This is a genomic window from Pseudomonas mendocina (genome assembly GCF_900636545.1).
Classification (GTDB): domain Bacteria; phylum Pseudomonadota; class Gammaproteobacteria; order Pseudomonadales; family Pseudomonadaceae; genus Aquipseudomonas; species Aquipseudomonas mendocina.
Genome location: NZ_LR134290.1, coordinates 1,159,527 through 1,181,203, shown reverse-complemented (window position 1 = coordinate 1,181,203; position 21,677 = coordinate 1,159,527). Strand labels below are relative to the sequence as shown.

Sequence of the window (21,677 nt, the reverse complement as noted above, 5' to 3'; positions counted from 1 at the left end):
TAGGGCGGGTTTCACCCGCCCTACTTCAAGCTCAGCCCTGCAGCCAGATCAGCGAAGCGAAACGCCCGGTGCGGGCACTGCGGCGATAGGAGTAGAAACGCGGGTCGTTGTAGGTACACAGTCCGCCACCGCTGACAGCGGTCACGCCGATGGCAGCCAGGCGAATGCGCGCCAACTGGTAGATATCGGCCATGAACTTGCCAGCATTGGCACTGGGCACGAACGCAGCAGCAGCCTCGGCATGCTGCCGCACGAAGGCCTCGCGCACCTCGCTACCCACTTCGAAAGCCGCCGGGCCGATGGCCGGGCCGAGCCAGACCAGCAGCTCTTGCGGTGCAACGCTCAACGCCTTGACGGTCGCCTCAAGCACACCACCGGCCAGCCCACGCCAACCTGCATGGGCCGCTGCCACGCGGGTACCGGCGCGGTCGCAGAACAACGCTGGCAGGCAATCGGCGGTCATCGCCGTGCAGGCGATACTCGGCGTAGCAGTCCAGTTGCCATCGGCTTCGATGACCGTCGCCGGATCGGCTTCGGCCACAACAATGCCATGCACTTGGCGCAGCCAAGCTGGCTGGCAACCCAAGGCATCGACCAGATGCTGACGGTTGCTCGCAACCGCCGCTGGGTCGTCCTCGACATGATCACCGAGGTTGAACGTCTCGAACGGTGCAACGCTGACACCGCCGCTGCGCGTGGTGACGCAAGCACGCACATGGGCCGGCGCGGGCCAGTCGGGCGTCAGCCAGTCGTGGGCACTCACCCGACGAACGCCTCGCGATCCTGACGCAGCAGGGTCAGCAGCCAGACCAGATCGTCCGGCAGCGGCGACTCCCACTTCATGCGCTGGCCGGTGGCCGGGTGATCCAGTTCGAGGAAACGCGCATGCAACGCCTGACGCGGAAACTCCTTGAGGCTCTGCACCAGGGTCGGGCTCGCCGCTGGCGGAATGCGGAAACGCCCAGCATAGACCGGATCGCCCACTAGCGGATAACCAACGTGGGTCATATGCACGCGAATCTGGTGGGTGCGTCCGGTTTCCAGCTTGACCCGCACATGGGTGTGTGAACGGTAGCGCTCGAGCACACGGTAGTGACTGATCGCCGGCTTGCCGCCGTCGGTCACCGCCATGCGCTGGCGCTGGCTGGAACTGCGGCCAATCGGCGCATCGATGGTGCCGCCAGCAGTGATCACGCCGATGCAAATGCATTCATAGATGCGGCTGACGCTACGCTTCTGCAACTGCTCGACCAGATTGGTCTGCGCCTGCAGGGTCTTGGCCACCACCATCAGGCCCGTGGTGTCCTTGTCCAGGCGATGGACGATGCCGGCACGCGGTACGTTGATGATGTCCGGCACGTGGTGCAGCAAGGCGTTGAGCAGGGTGCCGTCGGCATGTCCAGCCGCCGGGTGCACCACTAGGCCTGCGGGTTTGTCGATCACCAGCAGGTGCTCGTCCTCATAGACGATGTTCAACTCGATGTCCTGCGCGATCCATTCTCCCTGAGCTTCTTGCTCGGCATCGAGCACCAGCGTCGAGCCGGCATGCACAGTGTCACGCGGGCGCGCCACTGCGCCATCGACAGTCAAACGACCTTCCTTGATCCAGGTGGAAAGGCGCGAACGGGAGTACTCGCCAAACAGCTGCGCAGCCACCTGGTCGAGGCGTTGACCGCCCTGTTCAAAGGGGACGATGGCCTGGAGTTGAATCAGCTGCTTGTTTATAGAAGTCATCTTCGGCAACGGCGGGAGCCTGGCCTTTGGTTTCGGCGACAGGCTTGTGGTTAAATACGGCGTCTTTGCCCCAGGGGTTTCCGGGGGCGCTCATCATAACAGGACGGCCGCGCGGCCGTCACAGGGACGCAAGCCGCCATGCAAGTGAAACACCTGCTGCTGATCGCCATCCTCGCCCTTACCGCCGCCTGCTCTTCCAAGCAGCCGGAGGTCGATGAAAACCTCAGCGAGGTGGAGCTGTACCAGCAGGCCCAGGCCGACCTGGACAACCGCAGCTACACCCAGGCTATCGCCAAACTGAAGGCGCTGGAGTCTCGCTATCCGTTTGGCCGCTACGCCGAGCAGGCTCAACTGGAGCTGATCTACGCCTACTACAAGAACGCCGAGCCGGAAGCTGCCAAGTCCTCAGCCGAGCGTTTCATTCGCCTGCATCCGCAGCATGCCAACGTCGACTACGCCTACTACCTCAAGGGCCTGGCCTCGTTCGATCAGGATCGAGGCCTGCTGGCGCGCTTCCTGCCGCTGGACATGACCAAGCGTGACCCGGGCGCCGCGCGCGACTCCTACAACGAGTTCGCCCAGCTCACCAGCCGCTACCCGACCAGCCGCTACGCGCCGGACGCCAAGCAGCGCATGATCTACCTGCGCAACCTGTTGGCTGCCTACGAAATCCACGTTGGCCACTATTACCTCACCCGCCAGGCTTACGTCGCCGCCGCCAACCGTGGCCGCTATGTAGTGGAGAACTTCCAGGAAACCCCGTCGGTCGGTGACGGCCTGGCGATTATGACCGAGGCCTACCAGCGCCTGTCGCTGGACGATCTGGCAGCCACCAGCCTGGAAACCCTCAAGCTCAACTACCCTGACCACCCGACGCTGGAAAGCGGCGAATTCGTCCCACGTGAAGAAGAAGCCGACAACCGCTCCTGGCTAGCCAAGGCCACCCTGGGCCTGATCGAAACCGACACACCGCTGCCGCCGGGCGAAACCCGTGCCAGCCAGGATGTGATCCGCCAGTACGAAGACGCCGAACAACAGATCCCGGCCGAACTCCAGCAGGACGCCAAGACCGGCGAAACGGCCAAGAAGCGTTCGATCTGGAGTTACCTGACCTTCGGTCTGTTCGACTGATCGCAGTATTACCGAGAAGGGAGGCCACGGCCTCCCTTTTTATTGCCTGACGCTTCTGCCTCCGATTTCCTGCATGACTGCCACATCGGCCCACAGGCCACGCTCGGAAACAGCTCACAGGCTGCCATGCGGATACTGTGCCGAAGCGCTCGGCTTGGCTAAACTGCGGCCTTTGAACGAACAAAAGAGCACGATATGGGTCTTTTTCGCCTGCTGTTCTGGATCGCCGTCATTTTCGCAGCGGTCTGGATCTGGCGCCGCTATATGAGTAAACCTAAAAGCACTCGCCCCACGGAGGCAGCTGCCGCCCCGATGGTGCGCTGCGCACACTGCGGCGTGCACGTTCCCAAACCGCAGGCCCTGAGCCAGGATAAGCAGTGGTACTGCAGCCGAGCCCATCTCGAACAAGGCCCGCACGCCGGTGACCGCTGATCTCAGCTTGCAAGGCGGTACGCAGGGGCGACGCATCCTCAGGCTTTATCACTTCTATCGCCTGAGCATCGGCCTGGCCCTGATCCTGCTGATATCCAGCAACCTCGATGAACAGTTTCTGGATGTGGTGCATATCGAGCTGTTTCGGACAGGCAGCTGGGCCTATCTGATCCTCAACATCCTCATCGCCGTGCTGGTGCAAAAGCCCAAGCACCTGATGCAGCTGTTCAGCCTGGCGCTGGTGGACGTGATTTTCCTGTCCGCGCTGTTCTATGCCGCTGGCGGCACGCCCAGCGGCATCGGCAACCTGCTGGTGGTAGCGGTGGCCATCGCCAATATTCTGCTGCGCGGCCGCATCGGCCTGCTGATCGCCGCCATCGCTGCCATCGCACTTATTTACCTGACCTTCTATCTCAGCCTCAGCCGCCCCGCCGCTGCCGCCCAGTACGTGCAGGCCGGCGCACTTGGCGCGCTGTGTTTCGCCGGCGCACTGTTTATCCAGGGCATCACTCGCCGCCTGCAGGTCAGCGAAAGCCTGGCCGAGCAACGCGCGGCCGATGTCGCCAACCTGGAGGAGCTCAACGAGCAGATATTGCAGCGCATGCGCACCGGTATCCTGGTGCTCGATACCCAGCATCGCGTGCTCCTGGCCAACCAGGGCGCTACGCAACTGCTGGGCCGCGGGGAGCTGACCGGCAAGATCATCGACCCGCACTGCCCGGAACTGGTCAAACGGCTGCAACAGTGGCTGCACAACCCGACACTGCGCCCGGACAGCCTTCAGGCGCAAGTCGATGGCCCGGTCCTGCAGCCCAGTTTCATTTCCCTGCAACGCGGCGAGCAGCAGCACATCCTGGTGTTTCTCGACGACATTTCGCAGATTGCCCAGCAGGCGCAACAGCTCAAACTGGCCTCGCTCGGCCGCTTGACCGCCGGTATCGCCCACGAGATTCGCAACCCGCTCGGCGCCATCAGCCACGCCGCGCAGTTGTTGCAGGAGTCCGAAGACCTGCAAGGCCCGGATCAGCGCCTGGCGCAAATCATTCAGGATCACTCCAAGCGCATGAATCTGGTGATCGAGAACGTGCTACAGCTGTCGCGCCGGCGCCAGGCCGAGCCACAGCTGCTGGATCTCAAATACTGGCTGCACCGCTTCGCCAGCGAGTTTCGCAGCTCGGCCCCAAGCGACCGGCAGATCCACCTGGAAACCCAGGGCGGCAGCCTGCAAACACGCATGGACCCGCACCAGTTGACCCAGGTGCTGACCAACCTGGTGCAGAACGGCTTACGCTACAGCGCGCAGAAACATCGACTCGGCCAGGTCTGGCTACGCCTGTTCCGCGACGAGAGCAGCGACCTGCCAGTGCTGGAAATACTCGACGACGGCCCCGGTGTGCCGCCCGAGCAGGAGCAGCACATCTTCGAGCCCTTCTACACCACCGAGAACAAAGGCACCGGCCTCGGTCTGTATATTTCTCGCGAGCTGTGCCAGGGCAACCAGGCCCGCCTCGACTATAAACCTCGTGAAGGTGGCGGCAGTTGCTTCCGCATCACCTTCGCCCATCCGCGCAAACTGAGCTGAGCATGAACCGTCAGAGAGCCCTGATCGTCGACGACGAGCCCGATATCCGCGAACTGTTGGAAATCACCCTCGGACGCATGAAGCTGGACACCCGCAGCGCGCGCAACGTCAAAGAGGCGCGCGAGTGGCTGGCGCGCGAGCCCTTCGACTTGTGCTTGACCGATATGCGCCTGCCCGACGGCACCGGCCTGGATCTGGTGCAGCACATCCAGCAGCGCCACCCGCAGGTTCCCGTGGCGATGATCACCGCTTACGGCAGCCTGGATACCGCGATCAACTCGCTCAAGGCCGGGGCCTTCGACTTTCTCACCAAACCGGTGGACCTCGGCCGGCTGCGCGAACTGGTGGCGACCGCCCTGCGCATTCGCGCACCCGAAGGTGAGGAAACACCAGTCGATAGCCGCCTGCTCGGCGACTCGCCACCGATGAAGTCGCTGCGTAAGCAGATCCTGAAGCTTTCGCGCAGTCAGGCACCGGTCTACATCAGCGGCGAATCGGGCAGTGGCAAGGAGCTGGTTGCCCGCCTGATCCATGAGCAGGGCCCACGCATCGAACAACCGTTCGTGCCGGTCAACTGCGGCGCGATACCCTCGGAGTTGATGGAAAGCGAGTTCTTCGGTCACAAGAAGGGCAGCTTCACCGGCGCCATCGAAGACAAGCAGGGGCTGTTCCAGGCAGCCAATGGCGGCACCCTGTTCCTCGACGAAGTCGCCGATCTGCCGTTGCCAATGCAGGTCAAACTGCTGCGCGCGATTCAGGAGAAGGCCGTGCGCGTCGTCGGTGGCCAGCAGGAAGTGGTGGTCGATGTGCGCATCCTCTGCGCCACCCACAAGGACCTTGCCGCCGAAGTCGCTGCTGGCCGCTTCCGTCAGGACCTCTACTACCGCCTCAATGTCATCGAGCTGCGCGTGCCACCACTGCGTGAACGTCGCGAGGACATTGCCCTGCTGGCTGACGTGATGCTCGCGCGCCTGGCCGATGGCACCGGTCTGGCCGCCGCCAAACTGCACCCCGACGCACTGGAAAAGCTGAAGAGCTATCGCTTCCCTGGCAACGTGCGCGAGCTGGAAAACATGCTCGAACGCGCCTACACCCTGTGCGAAGACGATCAGATCACGCCCGGCGACCTGCGCCTGGCCGATGCCAGTGGCCCCAGCAACGAAGGCGGCGAAGCCAGCCTGGCGCAGATCGACAACCTCGAGGACTACCTCGAAGACATCGAACGCAAGCTGATCATGCAGGCCCTGGAAGAAACACGTTGGAACCGCACAGCGGCGGCGCAGCGCCTGGGCCTGACCTTCCGTTCGATGCGCTATCGACTGAAGAAGCTGGGTATCGACTGAGACAAGACCCTGCTCACGCCTGTGTAGGAGCCGGCTTGCCGGCGATCACGATCGCAGCTTGAAGTCCCGCAACCCTTTGATGCGGGGCTGACGGCCCACTACTGCAACCGCCCCGCTGGCGCATAAGGCGCCGGATCAATGATTGGCTCACGCCCCAGCATCAGATCAGCCAGCAACTGGCAGGAGGCTGGTGCCAGCACTAGCCCATTGCGGAAGTGCCCGCAGTTCAGCCATAGACCTGGATACGAGGGCACTTCCCCGATAAAGGGAATGCCTTCCGGTGAGCCGGGCCGCAAGCCAGCCCAATGCCCCACCACTTCAGCATCCTTGAGTGCAGGCAAAAGCTCCTCGGCCGATGCTTTCAGGCTTTCCAACGCGTTATCGGTCGGCGTCTTGTCGAACCCTGCATACTCCAGCGTGCTGCCAATCAGAATATGGCCATCACGCCGCGGAATCGCATAACGCCCCTTGGCCAACACCATGCTTGGCAGAAAATCCTCGGCGCACTTGTACAGAATCATCTGCCCCTTCACCGGCTCGACGGGTAGTTCCAGGCCAAGCGTCTTCAGCAACTCGCCACTCCAGGCTCCAGCGGCCAGCACCACCCGCTCGGCGCGAATCGATTCAGTGCCGGTGGTGACGCCACGGATACGACCACCCTCGCGGATGAAGCTGGTCACCGGGCAGTGCTCACAAATCTCGACGTTCGGCATAGCGGCCAACGCCGCACGCAACGCCTTGACCAGACGAGGGTTGCGCACATTGGCCACGCCCGGCATGTGGATCGCACGCGTAAAACCACCGCCCAGAACAGGTACCTGCTGATAAGCCTCAGCGACATCCACCGAAAACAACGGACGCCTCTCACGCTGCCCCCAGGCCAATGCCTCGGCCTCATCATCCAGATCCAGCCAATACAACCCTGTGACATGCACCTCGGGGTCCACACCAGTGCCCTCCAGCAACTGCTGTGCAAACCCCGGATAGAAATCCTGCGACCAATGCGCCAACGCCGTCACCGCCGCGCTGTAGCGCCAGGGATAGAGCGGCGAAACGATGCCGCCACCGGCCCAGGAGGATTCGCTACCAGCGCCCTGACGATCCAGGAGAAGCACCTGCTTACCCTGTAAAGCCAACATACGGGCTGACAGTAGCCCCAACGCGCCACCGCCTACGAAAATCACATCCAACAAAATCAAGCACTCCACATAGACTGGGAAAACTCGGGGTTTGTTCTACGCTCAAAAATCTCAGGGAAAACAACGTTAGGAACTCAGGATGAGAACCAATAGGATTTCGGGCTATAGCCTGCTAGAACTACTCCTTACTTTGGCTGTGCTCGGACTATTAATGGGTATGGTGATACCCTCAACTTCGGTTTGGCGTGATCGCCAGCAGATGAACAGCCTGAAAAACGGTCTGTTCCATATGACTAGCAAGGCCCGCTATGTAGCTATGACCAGCCAGAGCCGGACCACCCTCTGCTCGCTCTCGGAACAAGGTGTTTGCCGCCAAAGCTGGAGCGAAAGCATTACCGCATTTATCGATAGCAATGGTAATCGTCGCCTAGATCCGGGAGAAGAAATTATCAGCACTCTCTACCTGCCCAGTAGCATCAACCTGCACTGGAGAGGAATGCAGCCGAACAACTCGATCCACTTCAGTAGCCAGGGAGTCACCTTCGTCAGCAACGGTACGATGAGCCTATGCCCAGCTAAGGCCAGCGCGAAGGCAGGAACGTTAGTCATCAGTCGCCAGGGCAGGATAAAAACATCGGACGAAGGCGCCCGCTGCCCCCCCTGAAGACACTGCACGACCATTCGGTACCACAAAGCCACCAGACGTCCCAACCGTCCTTGAAGCACCTGGAGTGACCAGCAATGATGTGAAGCACATTGCAAGGATTCCGCCAGATGAAGCGACAACACGGATTCACCCTTATCGAGTTGATGATCACCTTGGCACTGCTGGGGATCATTTTGGGCTTAGCTATACCTGCAGTCACCAACTTCACCATCAAACAACGCGTCAGCTCTAAAGCGAACGAAATGATGCTTTCCCTTGCATTTGCCAGAAGCGAGGCACTCAAGCTCAACCAAGATGTTCGGGTCATTCCCCGTACGGGCACCGCCAGTGGCTGGAGTGATGGCTGGTGTATAGGCCCTACCACCATTGGTGGCGATTGCAATCATGCGGACGTTATTCGGATCTTCGCCGCTACCAACGGCGTAAGCATTACCAGTTCGGGCATCGGCAACCCACCAGTTCTGATATTCCGCCGCAACGGTGCAGCATCAAACAACGTCAACGCATTTCTTAAAGTGACATCGCCAAGTTTAGATTCTTCTAGCGACAATGCTCGGTGCATTACGCTGACCCCGCTCGGCCGCGCGGAAATTGAGAAGACGACGCGAGACGCGGCCTGCTGATAGTCAAGGAATGCATATGAACTCATCCTCATACACGCAGCGCGGCGCTTCGCTAATCGAGGTACTGGTCGCTCTACTAATATTCACGGTCGGCCTTCTGGGACTTGCTGCCATGCAACTCAGCTCGCTGCGAAGCACTGCCGACAGTGGTCAGCGCTCACAGTCGGTCTGGTTGATGCAAGACTTCATTGAGCGCATGCGCGCAAATCCAGCTGGTACTGAAGCTCAATATGCCACCGCACAAAACTGTGCCGCGCTGCCCGCTCGTATGTGTGCAGATTACTACAACCCAAGCACCGGGGCCAAAGTCAACGCCAGCGAGTGCAATGCCTCTCAGATGGCAGCCTTTGATGCCTGGGAGACACAGTGTAGCTATGCCGCAATTGCTAACTTCAATACCATCGATGCACGCTTCAACAGCCGAGACTTCATTACGCCTCCCACTATCGGCAACATGCTAGTTCCAGTGATCAATGGTAACGGCTTGAATGTAAGTCTGAACTGGCAGAACAGAGGAAGTGCAAATAATAAGAACGACGCAGTAACTACTAATGGCACCACCACATTGAGGGTCGAACGATGAACCATCGTAGACATTTCCGCCCCTCGAAACAATACGGCTTTTCAATCGTAGAGCTCTTGGTGGCTGTGGTCATTAGCATGCTACTGCTAACTGGTGTTATACAAGTATTTTTCTCCTCGAAGCAAACTTACGCCAGCAACGAAGCTGCATCGCGCCTACAAGAAAATGGACGTTTTGCATTGGAGTTTATCGCTCAAAGTGCACGCCATGCGGGCTATGTAGAAGCAGCCAACTCAACTACTGTGCCACCTAATCCTATCGCGACACCTGGCGCCACGAACTGCAACACGCCACGCGTATGCAGCTCTCAGGGGGCAGGTAACGCGTCAGATACCATTGGATTTGCATTGCAGCCACGGATGCTTGAGGGCGCACGCCGAGATTGCCTAGGCAATACCCTCACCGGCGCCACCGCCAATACGGATCTGATAATCAATCATTTTGAAATTATCCCTGGAGCCAACGGCACTCCCTCTGCGCTTGGCTGTAGGTCTTGGAACTTCACCAAAGGCACTGGCGAATGGGTCGCCGGTCCCGGGGTTTCGCCGCTGATTGATGGGGTGGATGCACTGCAAATCCAGTACGGAGTCAGCACCAGCGGCGATCGCAATAATGTCAACCAATATATTTCTGCCGACCGCGTTACCGCATTGAACGCTTGGAATGACGTCATAGCGGTTCGTATCGCCGTCTTGGCCAACTCGATTGACCGTGTGGATCCGCCTGCCCCGGCGCGCCGTTATGTATTGTTGGATGCTGCTCCGACCGCAGTTTTTGATGACGGCAGAGCCCGTCAGATATTCACTACCACTATCAAGTTACGCAATACCTTTTGAGGCCAGGCGCCATGAATATTTAGCCCCATCCCGCCAGACCGGAGCCACTCTAATCGTTGCACTGGTGTTTTTGATCGTGCTCACCATCGCCGGAATTACCGCCATGCAGTTTTCCACTTTAGAGGAGCGCATGGCCAGTAACTCGCAGTTCCGTAACGAAACGTTCCAGCTGGCCCAGAACGAAATTCGCTCCGAACTTCTCGCGTTCAACACCAGTATCTCTGGTCGTATGCCCTTGTTGGAGGCACTGAACGCGGGCCGGTACTCCGACGGTAGTGGCGGATATCCGAAGAAACTTAGCGCCGCCCAGCTACAAGCACTCGGTCTTCCTGCCAGCACCGCTGGCAGAGGGGTCGACACGCAGACTCCAATCCCCCCACCCGGCTTTACCGTGGTGCGTTATACCCGCCCCAGTCTCTGCACGGGCGCAAGTCTCGAACGTTTTGAATGCACCGACTATGAATTGCAAACCCGCTCGCAGCTGAACAACGGCGCCTACTCGGATCAGTCGCAAGGCCTAGTCTTCATGAATACCAAAGGCTAGGGAGACTCAATATGTACAAGATTTTAACCACTCTAATACTACCTATTGGACTTACTTTGAGCCTTGGCGTATATGCCGAGGAAGACATCAACAGTTATACACCACTAGAGATGATTGAAGTCTCCATCCGCATGACGGGCGGCCACCCTTATGGCGAACTGCGTCCCTGCCCGGAATGCCCCATGCGACTACTGCCCTTTGCACCAGGTGCTTTGGTTTATATCAACGGTCAAAGAATAACAGCCGACAGTTTACAGGATGGCAAAACCCTGAAAGGAACCGTCTTCCTGCGCAACAAACCTATCGACTCTATCTATGAAATCGTCGCCAAGTAACAGGACACTATAGAATATGAACACTCGCTCATTCTCACTCGTCCTCGGCAGTTTCATATATGTTGGCCTAACTGTTCAGACCGTATTGGCAGACGACACCGAAATTTATGTTAGCCGCAAACTACCGGAAGACCAGCAGGTTCGCCCCAACCTGATGTTTGTCATCGATAACTCTGGATCCATGGACGCTGCAGTCCCAGGCACGACATGTGCCATCGCAGATCGAGACATACGCAACCGCTGCGTGACCATTGGCAGCGGCAGAAATAGAACCTATCAGCAGACACGCCTCCAAGTCGTAAAAGATGTAACCAATCAGCTCATTGAAGAACTGCGTTTAAGTGATGATGTAAACGTCGGCCTGATGCATTTCGATGCATCCAGTAGCTACCAAGGTGGCATGGTGGCTATTCCCGTAGGGCGTGTCAGCACTACTGCAAACGCATTCAAGAACGAACTCAATGCGCTTTATGCAGGTTCTAACACACCGTTATCCGAGTCCTACTACGAAGCTGCCCTTTACCTGAAAGGGCAACGACCAAAATTCGGTAACAACACCCGAGCCGCATATGAAAACGGAAACTCTTACACTATAGTGAGCAAGCCCAGCGTTGCCGCATCTAAAACGGGGAGCAACTATAAGAGTCCCATTGAGTACTCCTGCCAGAAGAGCAATATCATTCTGCTCACCGACGGCGAACCCACCTACGACAATGCGGCCAACAACGATATCCGCGCGCTGATCAGCACCTCCGGCGCTGCAAACACCCAGTATCTGGCCGCCACCTGTCGCGACCCCGGTACCAGCAGCACCAGTCGAAGCGGCGAATGCATGCCACACCTGGCCGAGCATCTGGCCAACCAAGACGTCAGCAGCAGCCAGCCGGGCAAACAGACCATCAGCACCTACACTATTGGCTTTGCTACTAACCAGACGCTACTGCAGAATACCGCCACCGCTGGCAACGGTCGCTATTTCACCACCGACAACACCTCCGGCCTGGTATCGGCGCTCAAGTCGATCCTGGTGGAAATCCTAGCCGAAAACACCACCTTCGCTACGCCCAGTGTCGCGGTAAGTGCCTACAACAACTTGGGCTTCCGTAACGACCTCTATTACGCGCTGTTTCGCCCGGCCGAGGGTGCGCGCTGGGTTGGCAACGTCAAACGCTACACACTCAAGCCCGAGAGTACCGATGCACAAGGCACCCCTATTGCGGCACAGATCGTCGACAAGAACGGTCAACCGGCAGTAGACGAAGCAACGGGTTTCTTCAAAGAAAGTGCGTCCAGTTATTGGTCATCGCTTGACGGCAGAGATGTGGCCAAAGGCGGTGTAGCCGGCATGCTGAGTAGCCCTAGCAGCCGCAACATCTACACTTGGACGGCTGCCGACCGCTCCCCGACGGCCAGCGCAGGGGTTACCGGCAGCGTGCTACTGAGTACTAGCGCGTATGCGCTGAGCACGGGCAATAACGCCATCACCAATGCCCTTATGGGCGTCACCAGCGCTACCGCAAGAGAGAATGCCATCAAATGGGGGCGCGGCCTGGATCCTGACAATGGTGATCAAGCACGCCAGCAACTGGCTGATGTGCTGCACAACGAACCTCGCCTGGTAGCCTACAAGACCGATGAGGACCTCGTGCGCGTCGAAAAAGCCAAGAAGGGTGAAACAACATCCCCCGAACAGCTCTATATGTTCTTCGGCACCAATGAAGGCTTCATCCATGCCGTCGACCCCAAGACTGGCGAAGAACAGTTCGCGTTCATTCCGAAAGAGCTGCTGCCCAACCTCGATGCCTACTACCGCGACCCCAAGGGCTCCGAGAACAAGCGCTATGGCATGGACGGTCAGTTCAACCTCTGGGTTGAATACGGCGCACTTAACACTGCGACCAAAACTCGTGATATTGCCAAGAGCATTCTTTACGCAGGCATGCGCCGCGGGGGCCGCAATTACTATGCGCTGGATGTCGGCACAATAAGCGCTCCTGCAATGAAATGGGTGATCAAAGGTGGCGCTACTCCCGGCTTCGAAAAACTGGGGCAGACCTGGGCCACCCCCAAACTGGCCGATATCAAAGTCAATGGTACAAAGACCAAGGTGCTCATCTTTAGCGGCGGCTACGATCCCCAACAGGACAACGACAGCCCCAATACACCGCTGGCGAGCGACCGCTATGGCAACAGCCTGTATATCGTCAACGCCGAAACCGGCCAGTTGATCTGGCGAGCCGGCCACACCACGGAAACCGGAGCCAACCTGCAATTGGCCAGCATGACCCATAGCATGCCAGCTGACCCTGTGATCATCGATATCAACGGCGATGGCCTGGCCGACATTCTGTATGCCGCCGATAGCCGGGCGCAGGTTTTCCGCTTCGACATCAACAATGCCAACACCGGCGCAGCCAACCTGGCAACCGGCGGCCGTATCGCCAGCCTTGGCGGTGACACAGCCCTGAGTAATCGTAGGTTTTTCAGCACGCCGGACGTGGCATTGATCCGTGAACGCGGCGGCAAGACCTACTTCACAATCTCCCTCGGTTCGGGCTACCGCGCTCACCCACTCAACGAGGACACCATCGATCGTTTCTACGTGCTGCGAGATGCCAATGTCTTCAACAAACCGAGTACCTACACGACCATGACCGAGAGCGACTTGGTGGACGTCTCCAGCGTCGACCTGACAGACGCCCAGGCTGCGAAGATACTTGAGGACATTGCGGAGCTCGAGGCCAAGATCAATGCCTTGAATGCTTCCGTAGGCTCAGCTCGAGATGTGTTCAACGCCTACAAGGATTCGTCCGGCTTCACTGCGGCATACAACGCGATGCTGCAGGCAAATAGCAGCGCCAATGACACTCAAGCCCAGATCGATGCCATCATGGCCGCCGATCCCTACCTGCTGCCGCACGCGGCCGAGAGCGACGAGCAAAGCAAGCTGCAGCAAGGTCTGCTGGAAACCCAGCAAACCCTAAAAGCCATGCAACAGGCGCGTAACGATGCCGAGGCCGATCTGGCCAGCAAGCAGACCGCCTACGATACAGCACTGGCTAATCGCAATGCCGCTCAAGCAGCCTATGACGCAGATAACTCACCGCAAAACTCGCAGGCACTGAGTGATGCTCAAGCGGCCTACGACGCTGCCTCAAGCGCGCGCGATCAGTCAGAAGCGAAGCAGCAAGCGCTGTCCACCTATAGCCTGTCGCTAGCCGAAAGCTACGGTTCCTTGATTAACCTGCAAAGTGGGCTGAGCACCCTCTATCAAGCTATTGTCGATAAAGAGCAGGCACTTCTCGATGCCAAGGCAGCATCAGCGAATGACGAGACCATCACCAACCTGCAGGCCGAGCTGGACGGACTGAACCAGAGCTATGCCGGCAGCCCCGAAGCGGATCAACGTAACGATCTCAATGACGGCCAGACCAGCACTGCCCTGCGAGAAGCTCTGGCGCAACTCAATAGCGCGATCAGCGCAGGGGACAACACCGCCATAGGCCAAGCACTGGCCGAACTGCAAGCCCTCACCGGTTCAGCATCCCCAACACCGAACGAGGCCGACCTGCTGGCCCGCGACGAGGCAAGCAAGAACACCACACTCGCTAATAACGCGGCTAACCTGGCCAGCAACGTAGCACTGGTTGCACAACTGGAAAACACCCGCAACGATCTTCGAGCCAAAGCCGACGCTGCGCAGGTGAGCGCCAATCTGATCTCCAGCGCCGCCTATGACGAGGGCTCTGGGTTACTCACGCAGGAACAGCTGGCCGCAGCCAAGGAGATCTACGGCGACGACCTGACGGAGTTCGAAGCCTACCAGTTCCTGGTTGATCAGGCGCAACTGGCAACACTGGATGAAACCAATGGCCTGCCGGCACTGCGCGATCAGATAAATACTCTCTATGCTCAACTGACCCCTGGAAACAGTTACGTACCTAACCGATCGTTGCTGGCCAATAGCAAGGGCTGGTTCCTCCGCCTACCAAAGGGCGAGAAAATACTCTCTGCGTCCTTGTCCTTCCGTGGTGCGGTACTGTTCAACACATTCAGTCCAAGAGGTGAGACCGTCACCACCTGCGGCCCAGACGTTGGTCGCGGCCGAGCCTACGCCCTTAGCCTGATAGACGCCGGCGCCATCTTCACCAAGAATGAGGTACCGATCCGTAGTTATGCCCTAGTACGCTCGGGAATTCCGCCGTCTCCAGCGATCGTGTTCTCCGATGACGGCACCCCGAACATTATCAACGGTTCAGAAGTTGGCGGGCTTGGGGCTGGCGGTGACGACAAACCGGGGCCAGACGGCTGTGTTGAAGGTACAGAGTTCTGCGAAAATCCCGCACCAGTGTCTACGACTTATTGGAGAGAAAACTAATGCGGTACCAGCGCGGTTTTACGCTAATAGAACTTATGATTGCAGTAGCGATAATCGGCGTACTCGCAGCCATTGCTTACCCCAACTATCAACAGTACCAGCTCAAGGCAGGACGCTCAGACGGTCACGCAAAGCTGACACAGATCATGCAGGCTCAGGAGCGTTTCTATTCTCAGAATCAAAGCTATACTGCCAACCTAGGCGCTGGTGGGCTGGCCTTCCCTGGCATTGCAGCTAACGCTCCCATCGTTAGCGATGAAGGGCGGTACAGTATTGCCGCTCAGGCATGCGCAGCAGGCACGCCACTAACCCGCTGCGTGAGACTTGTCGCCACTGCAGTAGGCCCTCAAGCTGCCGACGCGCAATGCGGCAATCTTGGACTTAACAGCCAAGGTATAAAGACTGAAACTGGCACTGGCACAGTTGAAAGCTGCTGGTAGACAAGTAAATAAAAACCGGCTTTTAGCCGGTTTTTTCATAAATATCTAAAGCTGCTTAACCCTCAACTCCTTCGGCATCGAAAACGTAATGTTCTCCGGCCGCCCATCAAGCTCCGTTTCTCCCTCCGCGCCCCAAGCACGCAACTGGTCGACCACGCCGCGCACCAGCACCTCCGGCGCCGAGGCGCCGGCGGTGATGCCGACACCGTCCACCCCCTCGAACCATTCAGCCTTGAGGTCTTCGGCGCCATCGATCAGATAGGCCGGGGTGCCCATGCGTTCGGCCAGCTCGCGCAGGCGGTTGGAGTTGGAGCTGTTGGGGCTGCCGACGACTAACAGCACATCGCAGTCGCTGGCCAGTTGCTTCACCGCATCCTGGCGGTTCTGGGTGGCGTAGCAGATGTCATCCTTGCGTGGGCCGCCGATAGCCGGGAACTTGGCGCGCAGGGCATCGATCACCTTGCTGGTGTCGTCCATCGACAGGGTGGTCTGGGTCACGAACGCCAAGTTTTCGGGATTACGCACCTGCAACTCTGCGACGTCGGCCTCATCTTCAACCAGATAGATGGCGCCGCCATTGCTGGCGTCGTACTGGCCCATTGTGCCTTCGACCTCAGGGTGGCCTTCGTGGCCGATCAGGATGCACTCGCGCCCTTCACGGCTGTAGCGCACCACTTCCATATGCACCTTGGTCACCAGCGGGCAGGTAGCGTCGAAGACTTTCAGCCCGCGGCGAGCAGCCTCGTCGCGCACGGCCTTGGAGACGCCATGAGCACTGAAGATGACGATGACGTCATCCGGGACCTGATCCAGCTCTTCGACGAATACCGCGCCGCGGGCCCGCAGATCCTCGACCACGAACTTGTTGTGCACCACTTCATGGCGCACGTAGATCGGCGGGCCGAACACTTCCAGGGCGCGGTTGACGATTTCGATGGCGCGATCGACGCCGGCGCAGAAGCCGCGGGGATTGGCGAGTTTGATATACATGCAAGGCATCTCGCGATAATCGAGGGATCGCCCAAGGCGCTTGAGCGATCCCGAAAGTCGAAGCCTGCGCGCAATGTGTGCAGGCTGCAAGAAGAGCTCGCGGCTAAAGCCGCTCCTACAGGGTCGGCACTACTATTTAGAGCGCCTTGACCTCAATGATTTCCACGTCGAACTGCAGGGTCTTGCCCGCCAACGGATGGTTGAAGTCGATGGTGACCTGCTTGTCATCGAACGCTTTGACCACACCTGGCAGCTCGGCATTGGCGGCATCGTTGAAGATCACCAGCAGGCCTTCGGACAGTTCCATGCCCTCGAACTGGCTACGCGGCATGATCTGCACGTTCTGCGGGTTGGGCTGGCCGAAGCCCTGCTCCGGCAGCACCTGCACGCTACGCTTGTCACCGGCCTTGAAGCCGTACAGCGCCTGTTCGAAGCCCGGCAACAGGTTGCCGTCACCGACCTTGAAGGTAGCCGGTTGCTTGTCGAAGGTGCTGTCGACCACATCGCCGTTTTCCAGCCTGAGGGCGAAGTGCAGGGTCACTTCCCTGTCCGGACCGATGCGTACGTCTGTCATTGCGCAGCCTCCTTCACGGACTTGTCGCTCTTGAACATATCCAGCGCCAGCAGGATGGCACCGATGGTGATAAAGGTGTCAGCCAGGTTGAAGGCTGGGAAGAACCAGCGGCTCTGCCAGTGCACCAGAATGAAGTCGACCACGTGGCCAAGCACCACGCGGTCATAGAGGTTACCCAGCGCACCGCCCAGGACCATGGCCAGAGCCACGGCCAGCAGGGTTTCGTGACGCTTGAGGCGCTTGAGCCAGACCACCAGCACGACACTGACGACGATGGCGATGGCGGCGAAGAACCAGCGCTGCCAGCCGTCGGCATCGGCCAGGAAGCTGAAGGCAGCACCCGTGTTGTAGGCCAGGGTCCAGTCGAAATAGCCCGGAATAACCTCGATGCGCTGATACATGCTCAGGCCACCCTCGAAGATGTCCTTGGTCACCCGGTCGACAACCAGGATCAGCACGCTCAACAGCAGCCAGGGCAGATGCCCGAAACGCGAGGACTCAGGCATGCTTGCGCACCTCCCCCTCACCTTCGATGTTGCTCACGCAACGATCACACAGCTCCGGATGGGCGGCATGACTGCCGACGTCCGCGCGGAAATGCCAGCAGCGGCCGCATTTGGCGTGGGCGGACTTGATGATCTTCAACTTCAGACCTTCGACTTCGGTCACCACGGCGTCGGATGGCGCATCGGCCAACGGAGCAGCCTGCGCCGCCGAGGTGATCAGGGCAAAACGCAGTTCGTCACCGAGCTTGGCCAGGTCGGCTTGCTTGGCCTCGTCGCAGAACAGGGTGACTTCGGCCTGCAGGCTGGCACCGATGGCCTTGGCCGAGCGCAGGTTCTCCAGCTCCTTGTTGACTGCTGCCTTGACCTCCATGACCCGATCCCAATAGGCGCGATCCAGCTCGAAGCCTTCCGGCAGACGTTCCAGACCAGCGTACCAGGTGTTGAGCATTACGGATTCGTTACGCTCGCCAGGCAAGAACTGCCAGATTTCCTCGGCAGTGAAGACCAGGATCGGCGCGATCCAGCGCACCAGCGCTTCGCTGATGTGGAACAGCGCGCTCTGGCAGGAGCGACGCGCGACGCTGTCGGCGGCAGTGGTGTACTGACGGTCCTTGATGATATCCAGATAGAAGCCACCCAGCTCCTGCACGCAGAAGTTGTGCACCTTCGAATAGACGTTCCAGAAGCGGTAGTCGGCGTAGGCTTCGATGATCTCTTCCTGCAGGCGCGCCGTGGCATCCAGTGCCCAGCGGTCGAGGTCGAGCATCTGCGCAGGCTGCAGCAGGTCCCTCGCGGGGTCGAAGCCGTTGAGGTTGGCCAGCATGAAGCGTGCGGTGTTGCGGATGCGGCGGTAGGCATCGGCGCTACGTTGCAGGATCTGATCGGAGACAGCCATTTCACCGGAGTAGTCGGTGGAGGCGACCCACAGGCGCAGGATATCGGCCCCCATGCTGTCGATCACCTTCTGCGGCGCGACCACGTTGCCGAGGGACTTGGACTGCTTGCGGCCCTGCTCGTCGACGGTGAAGCCGTGGGTCAGCAGTTCCTTGTACGGCGCATGGCCGTCGATGGCGCAGCCGGTCAGCAGGGATGAGTGGAACCAGCCGCGATGTTGGTCGGAACCTTCCAGGTACAGGTCTGCAGCGGGGCCCTGAGCATGCGCCAGCTCGGCGTGGGAGCCGCGCAGCACGTGCCAGTGGGTGGTGCCGGAGTCGAACCACACGTCCAGGGTGTCGCGGCTCTTGTCGTACTGATCGGCCTCGGCGCCCAGCAGCTCTGCGGCGTCCAGCTTGAACCAGGCCTCGATGCCCTCCTGCTCGACGCGCTTGGCGACCTCCTCCATCAGCTCGACGGTGCGCGGGTGCAGCTCGCCGCTCTCCTTATGCGTGAAGAACGGGATCGGCACACCCCAGTTGCGCTGACGCGAGATGCACCAGTCCGGGCGGCCGGCGATCATGCTGTGCAGGCGCGCCTGGCCCCAGGCCGGGACGAACTTGGTCTGCTCGATAGCCGCCAGGGAGCGCTCACGCAGGGTGCCGCCCTCCTTCGGCTGACTGTCCATGCCTACGAACCACTGCGCAGTGGCACGGTAGATCAGCGGCGTTTTGTGGCGCCAGCAATGCATGTAGCTGTGGCTGATGGTGGCGTGCTTGAGCAGCGCGCCCACTTCCTCGAGCTTGGCGATGATGGCCGGGTTGGCCTTCCAGATGAACTGGCCACCGAAGAAAGGCAGCGAGTCGACGTACACACCGTTGCTCTGCACCGGGTTGAGGATCTCGTCGTTGCTCATGCCATAGCGCTTGCAGCTGTGGAAGTCGTCCTCGCCGTAGGCTGGCGCGGAGTGGACGACACCGGTACCGGCGCCCAGCTCGACGTATTCGGCCAGGTACAGCGGCGACAGGCGGTCATAGAACGGATGGCGGAAGTTGATCAGTTCCAGCGCCGAGCCCTGTGCAGTGGCGATCACCTGGCCTTCGAGGCCAAAGCGCTGCAGGCAGCTCTCGACCATTTCCTCGGCCAGCAGCAGCAGGCGGTCGCCCACGTCCACCAGCGCGTAGGTGAATTCCGGGTGCACGTTGAGCGCCTGGTTGGCCGGGATGGTCCAGGGCGTGGTGGTCCAGATGACGATGGCGGTCGGCTTGCTCAGGCTGGCCAGGCCGAAGGCAGCGGCCAGCTTGTCTGCATCTTCGACCGGGAAAGCCACGTCAATGGCTTCGGACTTCTTGTCCATGTACTCGACTTCGGCCTCGGCCAACGCCGAGCCGCAATCGAAGCAGAAATTGACCGGCTTGAGCCCCTTGAACACGAAGCCGTTCTTGACCATTTCCGCCAGGGCGCGAATCTCGCCGGCCTCGTTGGCGAAGTTCATGGTCAGGTAGGGGTTGTCCCAGTCACCCAACACACCAAGACGAACGAAGCCGGCCTTCTGCTCTTCCACCTGGTCGGCGGCATAGGCGCGGCAGCGCTCACGGGTCAGGTCCGCCGGCTGGTTCTTGCCAAAGGTGGTCTCGACCTTGTGCTCGATCGGCAGGCCATGGCAATCCCAACCCGGCACATATGGCGCGTCGAAGCCGGCCATGGTCTTGGAGCGGGTGATGATGTCCTTGAGAATCTTGTTCAGCGCATGACCGATGTGAATGCTGCCGTTGGCATAGGGCGGGCCGTCGTGCAGGACGAACTTCGGCCGACCTTCGCCAATCTCGCGCAGCTTGCTATACAGACCAATCTCGTTCCAGCGCTGCAGGGTCTGCGGCTCGCGTTGCGGCAGGCCGGCCTTCATCGGGAACTGGGTATCGGGCAGGTTCAGCGTAGCTTTGTAGTCGGTCATTTCGGGCTCTTCATCAGCGGGTGGCTCTGCCAATAATCACGGGCAGCGGCGATATCAGCGGCAATCGCCGCCTTCAAGGCCTCCAGCGAGGCGAAACGCTGCTCATCGCGCAGCTTGTGGTGGAAAGCCACCGAGAGACGCCGGCCATACAGATCACCGGCAAAATCCAGAAGGTGCACTTCCAGATGGGCGCGGCCGTCACCGGCAACGCTGGGGCGCACGCCGATGTTGGCGACGCCCGGTTGAATCACGCCATCGATTTCGCAGCTCACCAGATAAACGCCGGTCAGCGGCACCTTGCGCCGCTTGAGCTGGATGTTGGCCGTGGGTGCGTCGAGCTGGCGGCCGAGCTTCTGCCCGTGCAACACCCGCCCGGCGATACGGAACGGCCGGCCGAGCAAGGCTTCGGCTAGTTCGAAATCACCATCGACCAGCGCCTGGCGCACACGCGTGCTGCTGACCCGGCCGCCCAGAACTTCGACGGTGGTCGAGGCCTCGACGCTGAAACCGTGACGCTGGCCGGCGGCCTTGAGAAACTCGAAATCGCCGGCACGGTCGCAGCCGAAGCGGAAGTCATCGCCGATCTCAAGGTCCTTGACGCCAAGCCCGTCGACCAGCACACGCTGGACGAACTCGGCGGCCGACAACTCGCGCAGGCGGCGGTTGAAGGCCAGGCACAACACCATGTCGACGCCTTCGGCAGCCAGCAGCGCAAGTTTGTCACGCAGGCGGGTCAGGCGCGCTGGCGCAGTGTCTGGACCGAAGTATTCACGCGGCTGCGGCTCGAAGATCACCACACAGCTGGGCACGGCCAGTTCAGCGGCGCGCTCGCGCAGACGCGCCAGGATGGCCTGGTGCCCACGATGAACGCCGTCGAAATTACCGATGGTGACCACACAGCCCCGCGCCTGGGGCTGCAGGTTATGAAGACCTCGAACCAGCTGCATAGCACGCTTCTTGTTCACAAAGTGGCCGATTATACGCACAGCACGCCATGCACAACAGGCATCGCG

The 21,677-nt window shown here is 59.8% G+C and carries 20 protein-coding genes and 1 pseudogene; 13 read left to right on the top strand and 8 right to left on the bottom strand.

Going from position 1 to position 21,677, the window contains the following annotated elements; genetic code table 11:
* Positions 1 to 31 precede the first annotated feature (31 nt).
* Together pgeF and rluD are read right to left on the bottom strand one after the other, a co-directional pair.
* Complete coding sequence (pgeF, locus tag EL191_RS05375; protein ID WP_041977035.1) at positions 32 to 763, bottom strand: peptidoglycan editing factor PgeF; 732 nt, start codon at positions 761 to 763, stop codon at positions 32 to 34.
* On the bottom strand, positions 760 to 1,734 hold the full coding sequence (gene rluD, locus EL191_RS05370; RefSeq protein WP_041977181.1) for a 23S rRNA pseudouridine(1911/1915/1917) synthase RluD: 975 nt from the start codon (positions 1,732 to 1,734) through the stop codon (positions 760 to 762). The genes pgeF and rluD overlap by 4 nt, the downstream gene beginning before the upstream one ends.
* A gap of 138 nt (positions 1,735 to 1,872) precedes the next feature.
* Here rluD and EL191_RS05365 point away from each other — a divergent pair, with 138 nt between their 5' ends.
* The 4 genes from EL191_RS05365 to EL191_RS05350 all read left to right on the top strand — a co-directional run bounded on the left by EL191_RS05365 (position 1,873) and on the right by EL191_RS05350 (position 6,222).
* Positions 1,873 to 2,865, top strand: a complete 993-nt coding sequence (locus EL191_RS05365) for an outer membrane protein assembly factor BamD (RefSeq protein WP_013714195.1) — start codon at positions 1,873 to 1,875, stop codon at positions 2,863 to 2,865.
* A gap of 195 nt (positions 2,866 to 3,060) precedes the next feature.
* Complete coding sequence (locus EL191_RS24515) at positions 3,061 to 3,297, top strand: PP0621 family protein (RefSeq protein ID WP_041977033.1); 237 nt, start codon at positions 3,061 to 3,063, stop codon at positions 3,295 to 3,297.
* The gene (locus tag EL191_RS05355; protein ID WP_017361287.1) at positions 3,287 to 4,879 is read left to right on the top strand and encodes a sensor histidine kinase; all 1,593 of its coding nucleotides are present in this window, start codon (positions 3,287 to 3,289) and stop codon (positions 4,877 to 4,879) included. The genes EL191_RS24515 and EL191_RS05355 overlap by 11 nt, the downstream gene beginning before the upstream one ends.
* A 2-nt stretch (positions 4,880 to 4,881) precedes the next feature.
* Positions 4,882 to 6,222 (top strand): sigma-54-dependent transcriptional regulator, encoded by a 1,341-nt coding sequence (locus tag EL191_RS05350; RefSeq protein WP_041977031.1) that lies wholly within the window; start codon positions 4,882 to 4,884, stop codon positions 6,220 to 6,222.
* A 98-nt stretch (positions 6,223 to 6,320) separates the two neighbouring features.
* On the opposite strand, the gene EL191_RS05345 is transcribed toward EL191_RS05350, so the two are convergent.
* The gene (locus EL191_RS05345) at positions 6,321 to 7,361 is read right to left on the bottom strand and encodes an NAD(P)/FAD-dependent oxidoreductase (protein ID WP_232005511.1); all 1,041 of its coding nucleotides are present in this window, start codon (positions 7,359 to 7,361) and stop codon (positions 6,321 to 6,323) included.
* Between the two features lie 139 nt (positions 7,362 to 7,500).
* Here EL191_RS05345 and EL191_RS24725 point away from each other — a divergent pair.
* The 9 genes and pseudogenes from EL191_RS24725 to EL191_RS05305 form a co-directional block, all read left to right on the top strand.
* Positions 7,501 to 7,551: pseudogene (locus EL191_RS24725) on the top strand (hypothetical protein); the annotation flags it as partial.
* Positions 7,552 to 7,620: 69 nt separating this feature from the next.
* Positions 7,621 to 8,025 (top strand): GspH/FimT family protein, encoded by a 405-nt coding sequence (locus EL191_RS05340; protein WP_169746326.1) that lies wholly within the window; start codon positions 7,621 to 7,623, stop codon positions 8,023 to 8,025.
* A 110-nt stretch (positions 8,026 to 8,135) separates the two neighbouring features.
* Complete coding sequence (locus EL191_RS05335; protein ID WP_017361291.1) at positions 8,136 to 8,651, top strand: GspH/FimT family pseudopilin; 516 nt, start codon at positions 8,136 to 8,138, stop codon at positions 8,649 to 8,651.
* Positions 8,652 to 8,667: 16 nt separating this feature from the next.
* Entirely contained in the window at positions 8,668 to 9,234 is a 567-nt protein-coding gene (gene pilV / locus EL191_RS05330; protein ID WP_017361292.1) for a type IV pilus modification protein PilV, read from the top strand.
* On the top strand, positions 9,231 to 10,070 hold the full coding sequence (locus EL191_RS05325; RefSeq protein WP_080764245.1) for a PilW family protein: 840 nt from the start codon (positions 9,231 to 9,233) through the stop codon (positions 10,068 to 10,070). The genes pilV and EL191_RS05325 overlap by 4 nt, the downstream gene beginning before the upstream one ends.
* 76 nt (positions 10,071 to 10,146) lie before the next feature.
* Positions 10,147 to 10,614: a pilus assembly PilX family protein gene (locus tag EL191_RS05320; RefSeq protein ID WP_232005510.1), complete on the top strand. Its 468-nt coding sequence runs from the start codon at positions 10,147 to 10,149 to the stop codon at positions 10,612 to 10,614.
* Between the two features lie 11 nt (positions 10,615 to 10,625).
* Positions 10,626 to 10,949 carry a hypothetical protein gene (locus tag EL191_RS05315; protein ID WP_017361295.1) on the top strand — a complete coding sequence of 108 codons (324 nt, stop codon included), beginning with the start codon at positions 10,626 to 10,628 and terminating at the stop codon, positions 10,947 to 10,949.
* A 16-nt stretch (positions 10,950 to 10,965) separates the two neighbouring features.
* Complete coding sequence (locus EL191_RS05310) at positions 10,966 to 15,327, top strand: PilC/PilY family type IV pilus protein (RefSeq protein ID WP_126403456.1); 4,362 nt, start codon at positions 10,966 to 10,968, stop codon at positions 15,325 to 15,327.
* Complete coding sequence (locus EL191_RS05305) at positions 15,327 to 15,767, top strand: type IV pilin protein (RefSeq protein ID WP_017361297.1); 441 nt, start codon at positions 15,327 to 15,329, stop codon at positions 15,765 to 15,767. Before EL191_RS05310 ends, EL191_RS05305 begins: the two co-directional genes overlap by 1 nt.
* A gap of 45 nt (positions 15,768 to 15,812) precedes the next feature.
* Here the strand turns inward: EL191_RS05305 and ispH are convergent, their stop codons facing one another.
* The 5 genes from ispH to ribF all read right to left on the bottom strand — a co-directional run bounded on the left by ispH (position 15,813) and on the right by ribF (position 21,611).
* Positions 15,813 to 16,757, bottom strand: coding sequence for a 4-hydroxy-3-methylbut-2-enyl diphosphate reductase (ispH, locus tag EL191_RS05300; RefSeq protein ID WP_041977019.1), 945 nt, complete (start codon positions 16,755 to 16,757; stop codon positions 15,813 to 15,815).
* A gap of 136 nt (positions 16,758 to 16,893) precedes the next feature.
* Positions 16,894 to 17,331 carry an FKBP-type peptidyl-prolyl cis-trans isomerase gene (locus EL191_RS05295; protein ID WP_013714182.1) on the bottom strand — a complete coding sequence of 146 codons (438 nt, stop codon included), beginning with the start codon at positions 17,329 to 17,331 and terminating at the stop codon, positions 16,894 to 16,896.
* Positions 17,328 to 17,837, bottom strand: coding sequence for a signal peptidase II (lspA, locus tag EL191_RS05290; protein ID WP_013714181.1), 510 nt, complete (start codon positions 17,835 to 17,837; stop codon positions 17,328 to 17,330). Before lspA ends, EL191_RS05295 begins: the two co-directional genes overlap by 4 nt.
* Entirely contained in the window at positions 17,830 to 20,664 is a 2,835-nt protein-coding gene (ileS, locus tag EL191_RS05285; protein ID WP_041977017.1) for an isoleucine--tRNA ligase, read from the bottom strand. The genes lspA and ileS overlap by 8 nt, the downstream gene beginning before the upstream one ends.
* Positions 20,661 to 21,611, bottom strand: a complete 951-nt coding sequence (ribF, locus tag EL191_RS05280) for a bifunctional riboflavin kinase/FAD synthetase (protein ID WP_017361300.1) — start codon at positions 21,609 to 21,611, stop codon at positions 20,661 to 20,663. Before ribF ends, ileS begins: the two co-directional genes overlap by 4 nt.
* Positions 21,612 to 21,677 lie beyond the last annotated feature (66 nt).

Coding starts and splice junctions, on each gene's coding strand:
- rluD (WP_041977181.1), bottom strand. CDS start 1,734: ATGACTTCTATAAACAAGCAGCTGATTCAACTCCAGGCCATCGTCCCC.
- EL191_RS05365 (WP_013714195.1), top strand. CDS start 1,873: ATGCAAGTGAAACACCTGCTGCTGATCGCCATCCTCGCCCTTACCGCC.
- EL191_RS24515 (WP_041977033.1), top strand. CDS start 3,061: ATGGGTCTTTTTCGCCTGCTGTTCTGGATCGCCGTCATTTTCGCAGCG.
- EL191_RS05350 (WP_041977031.1), top strand. CDS start 4,882: ATGAACCGTCAGAGAGCCCTGATCGTCGACGACGAGCCCGATATCCGC.
- EL191_RS05345 (WP_232005511.1), bottom strand. CDS start 7,361: ATGTTGGCTTTACAGGGTAAGCAGGTGCTTCTCCTGGATCGTCAGGGC.
- EL191_RS05340 (WP_169746326.1), top strand. CDS start 7,621: ATGAACAGCCTGAAAAACGGTCTGTTCCATATGACTAGCAAGGCCCGC.
- EL191_RS05335 (WP_017361291.1), top strand. CDS start 8,136: ATGAAGCGACAACACGGATTCACCCTTATCGAGTTGATGATCACCTTG.
- pilV (WP_017361292.1), top strand. CDS start 8,668: ATGAACTCATCCTCATACACGCAGCGCGGCGCTTCGCTAATCGAGGTA.
- EL191_RS05325 (WP_080764245.1), top strand. CDS start 9,231: ATGAACCATCGTAGACATTTCCGCCCCTCGAAACAATACGGCTTTTCA.
- EL191_RS05315 (WP_017361295.1), top strand. CDS start 10,626: ATGTACAAGATTTTAACCACTCTAATACTACCTATTGGACTTACTTTG.
- EL191_RS05310 (WP_126403456.1), top strand. CDS start 10,966: ATGAACACTCGCTCATTCTCACTCGTCCTCGGCAGTTTCATATATGTT.
- EL191_RS05305 (WP_017361297.1), top strand. CDS start 15,327: ATGCGGTACCAGCGCGGTTTTACGCTAATAGAACTTATGATTGCAGTA.
- ispH (WP_041977019.1), bottom strand. CDS start 16,757: ATGTATATCAAACTCGCCAATCCCCGCGGCTTCTGCGCCGGCGTCGAT.
- EL191_RS05295 (WP_013714182.1), bottom strand. CDS start 17,331: ATGACAGACGTACGCATCGGTCCGGACAGGGAAGTGACCCTGCACTTC.
- lspA (WP_013714181.1), bottom strand. CDS start 17,837: ATGCCTGAGTCCTCGCGTTTCGGGCATCTGCCCTGGCTGCTGTTGAGC.
- ileS (WP_041977017.1), bottom strand. CDS start 20,664: ATGACCGACTACAAAGCTACGCTGAACCTGCCCGATACCCAGTTCCCG.
- ribF (WP_017361300.1), bottom strand. CDS start 21,611: ATGCAGCTGGTTCGAGGTCTTCATAACCTGCAGCCCCAGGCGCGGGGC.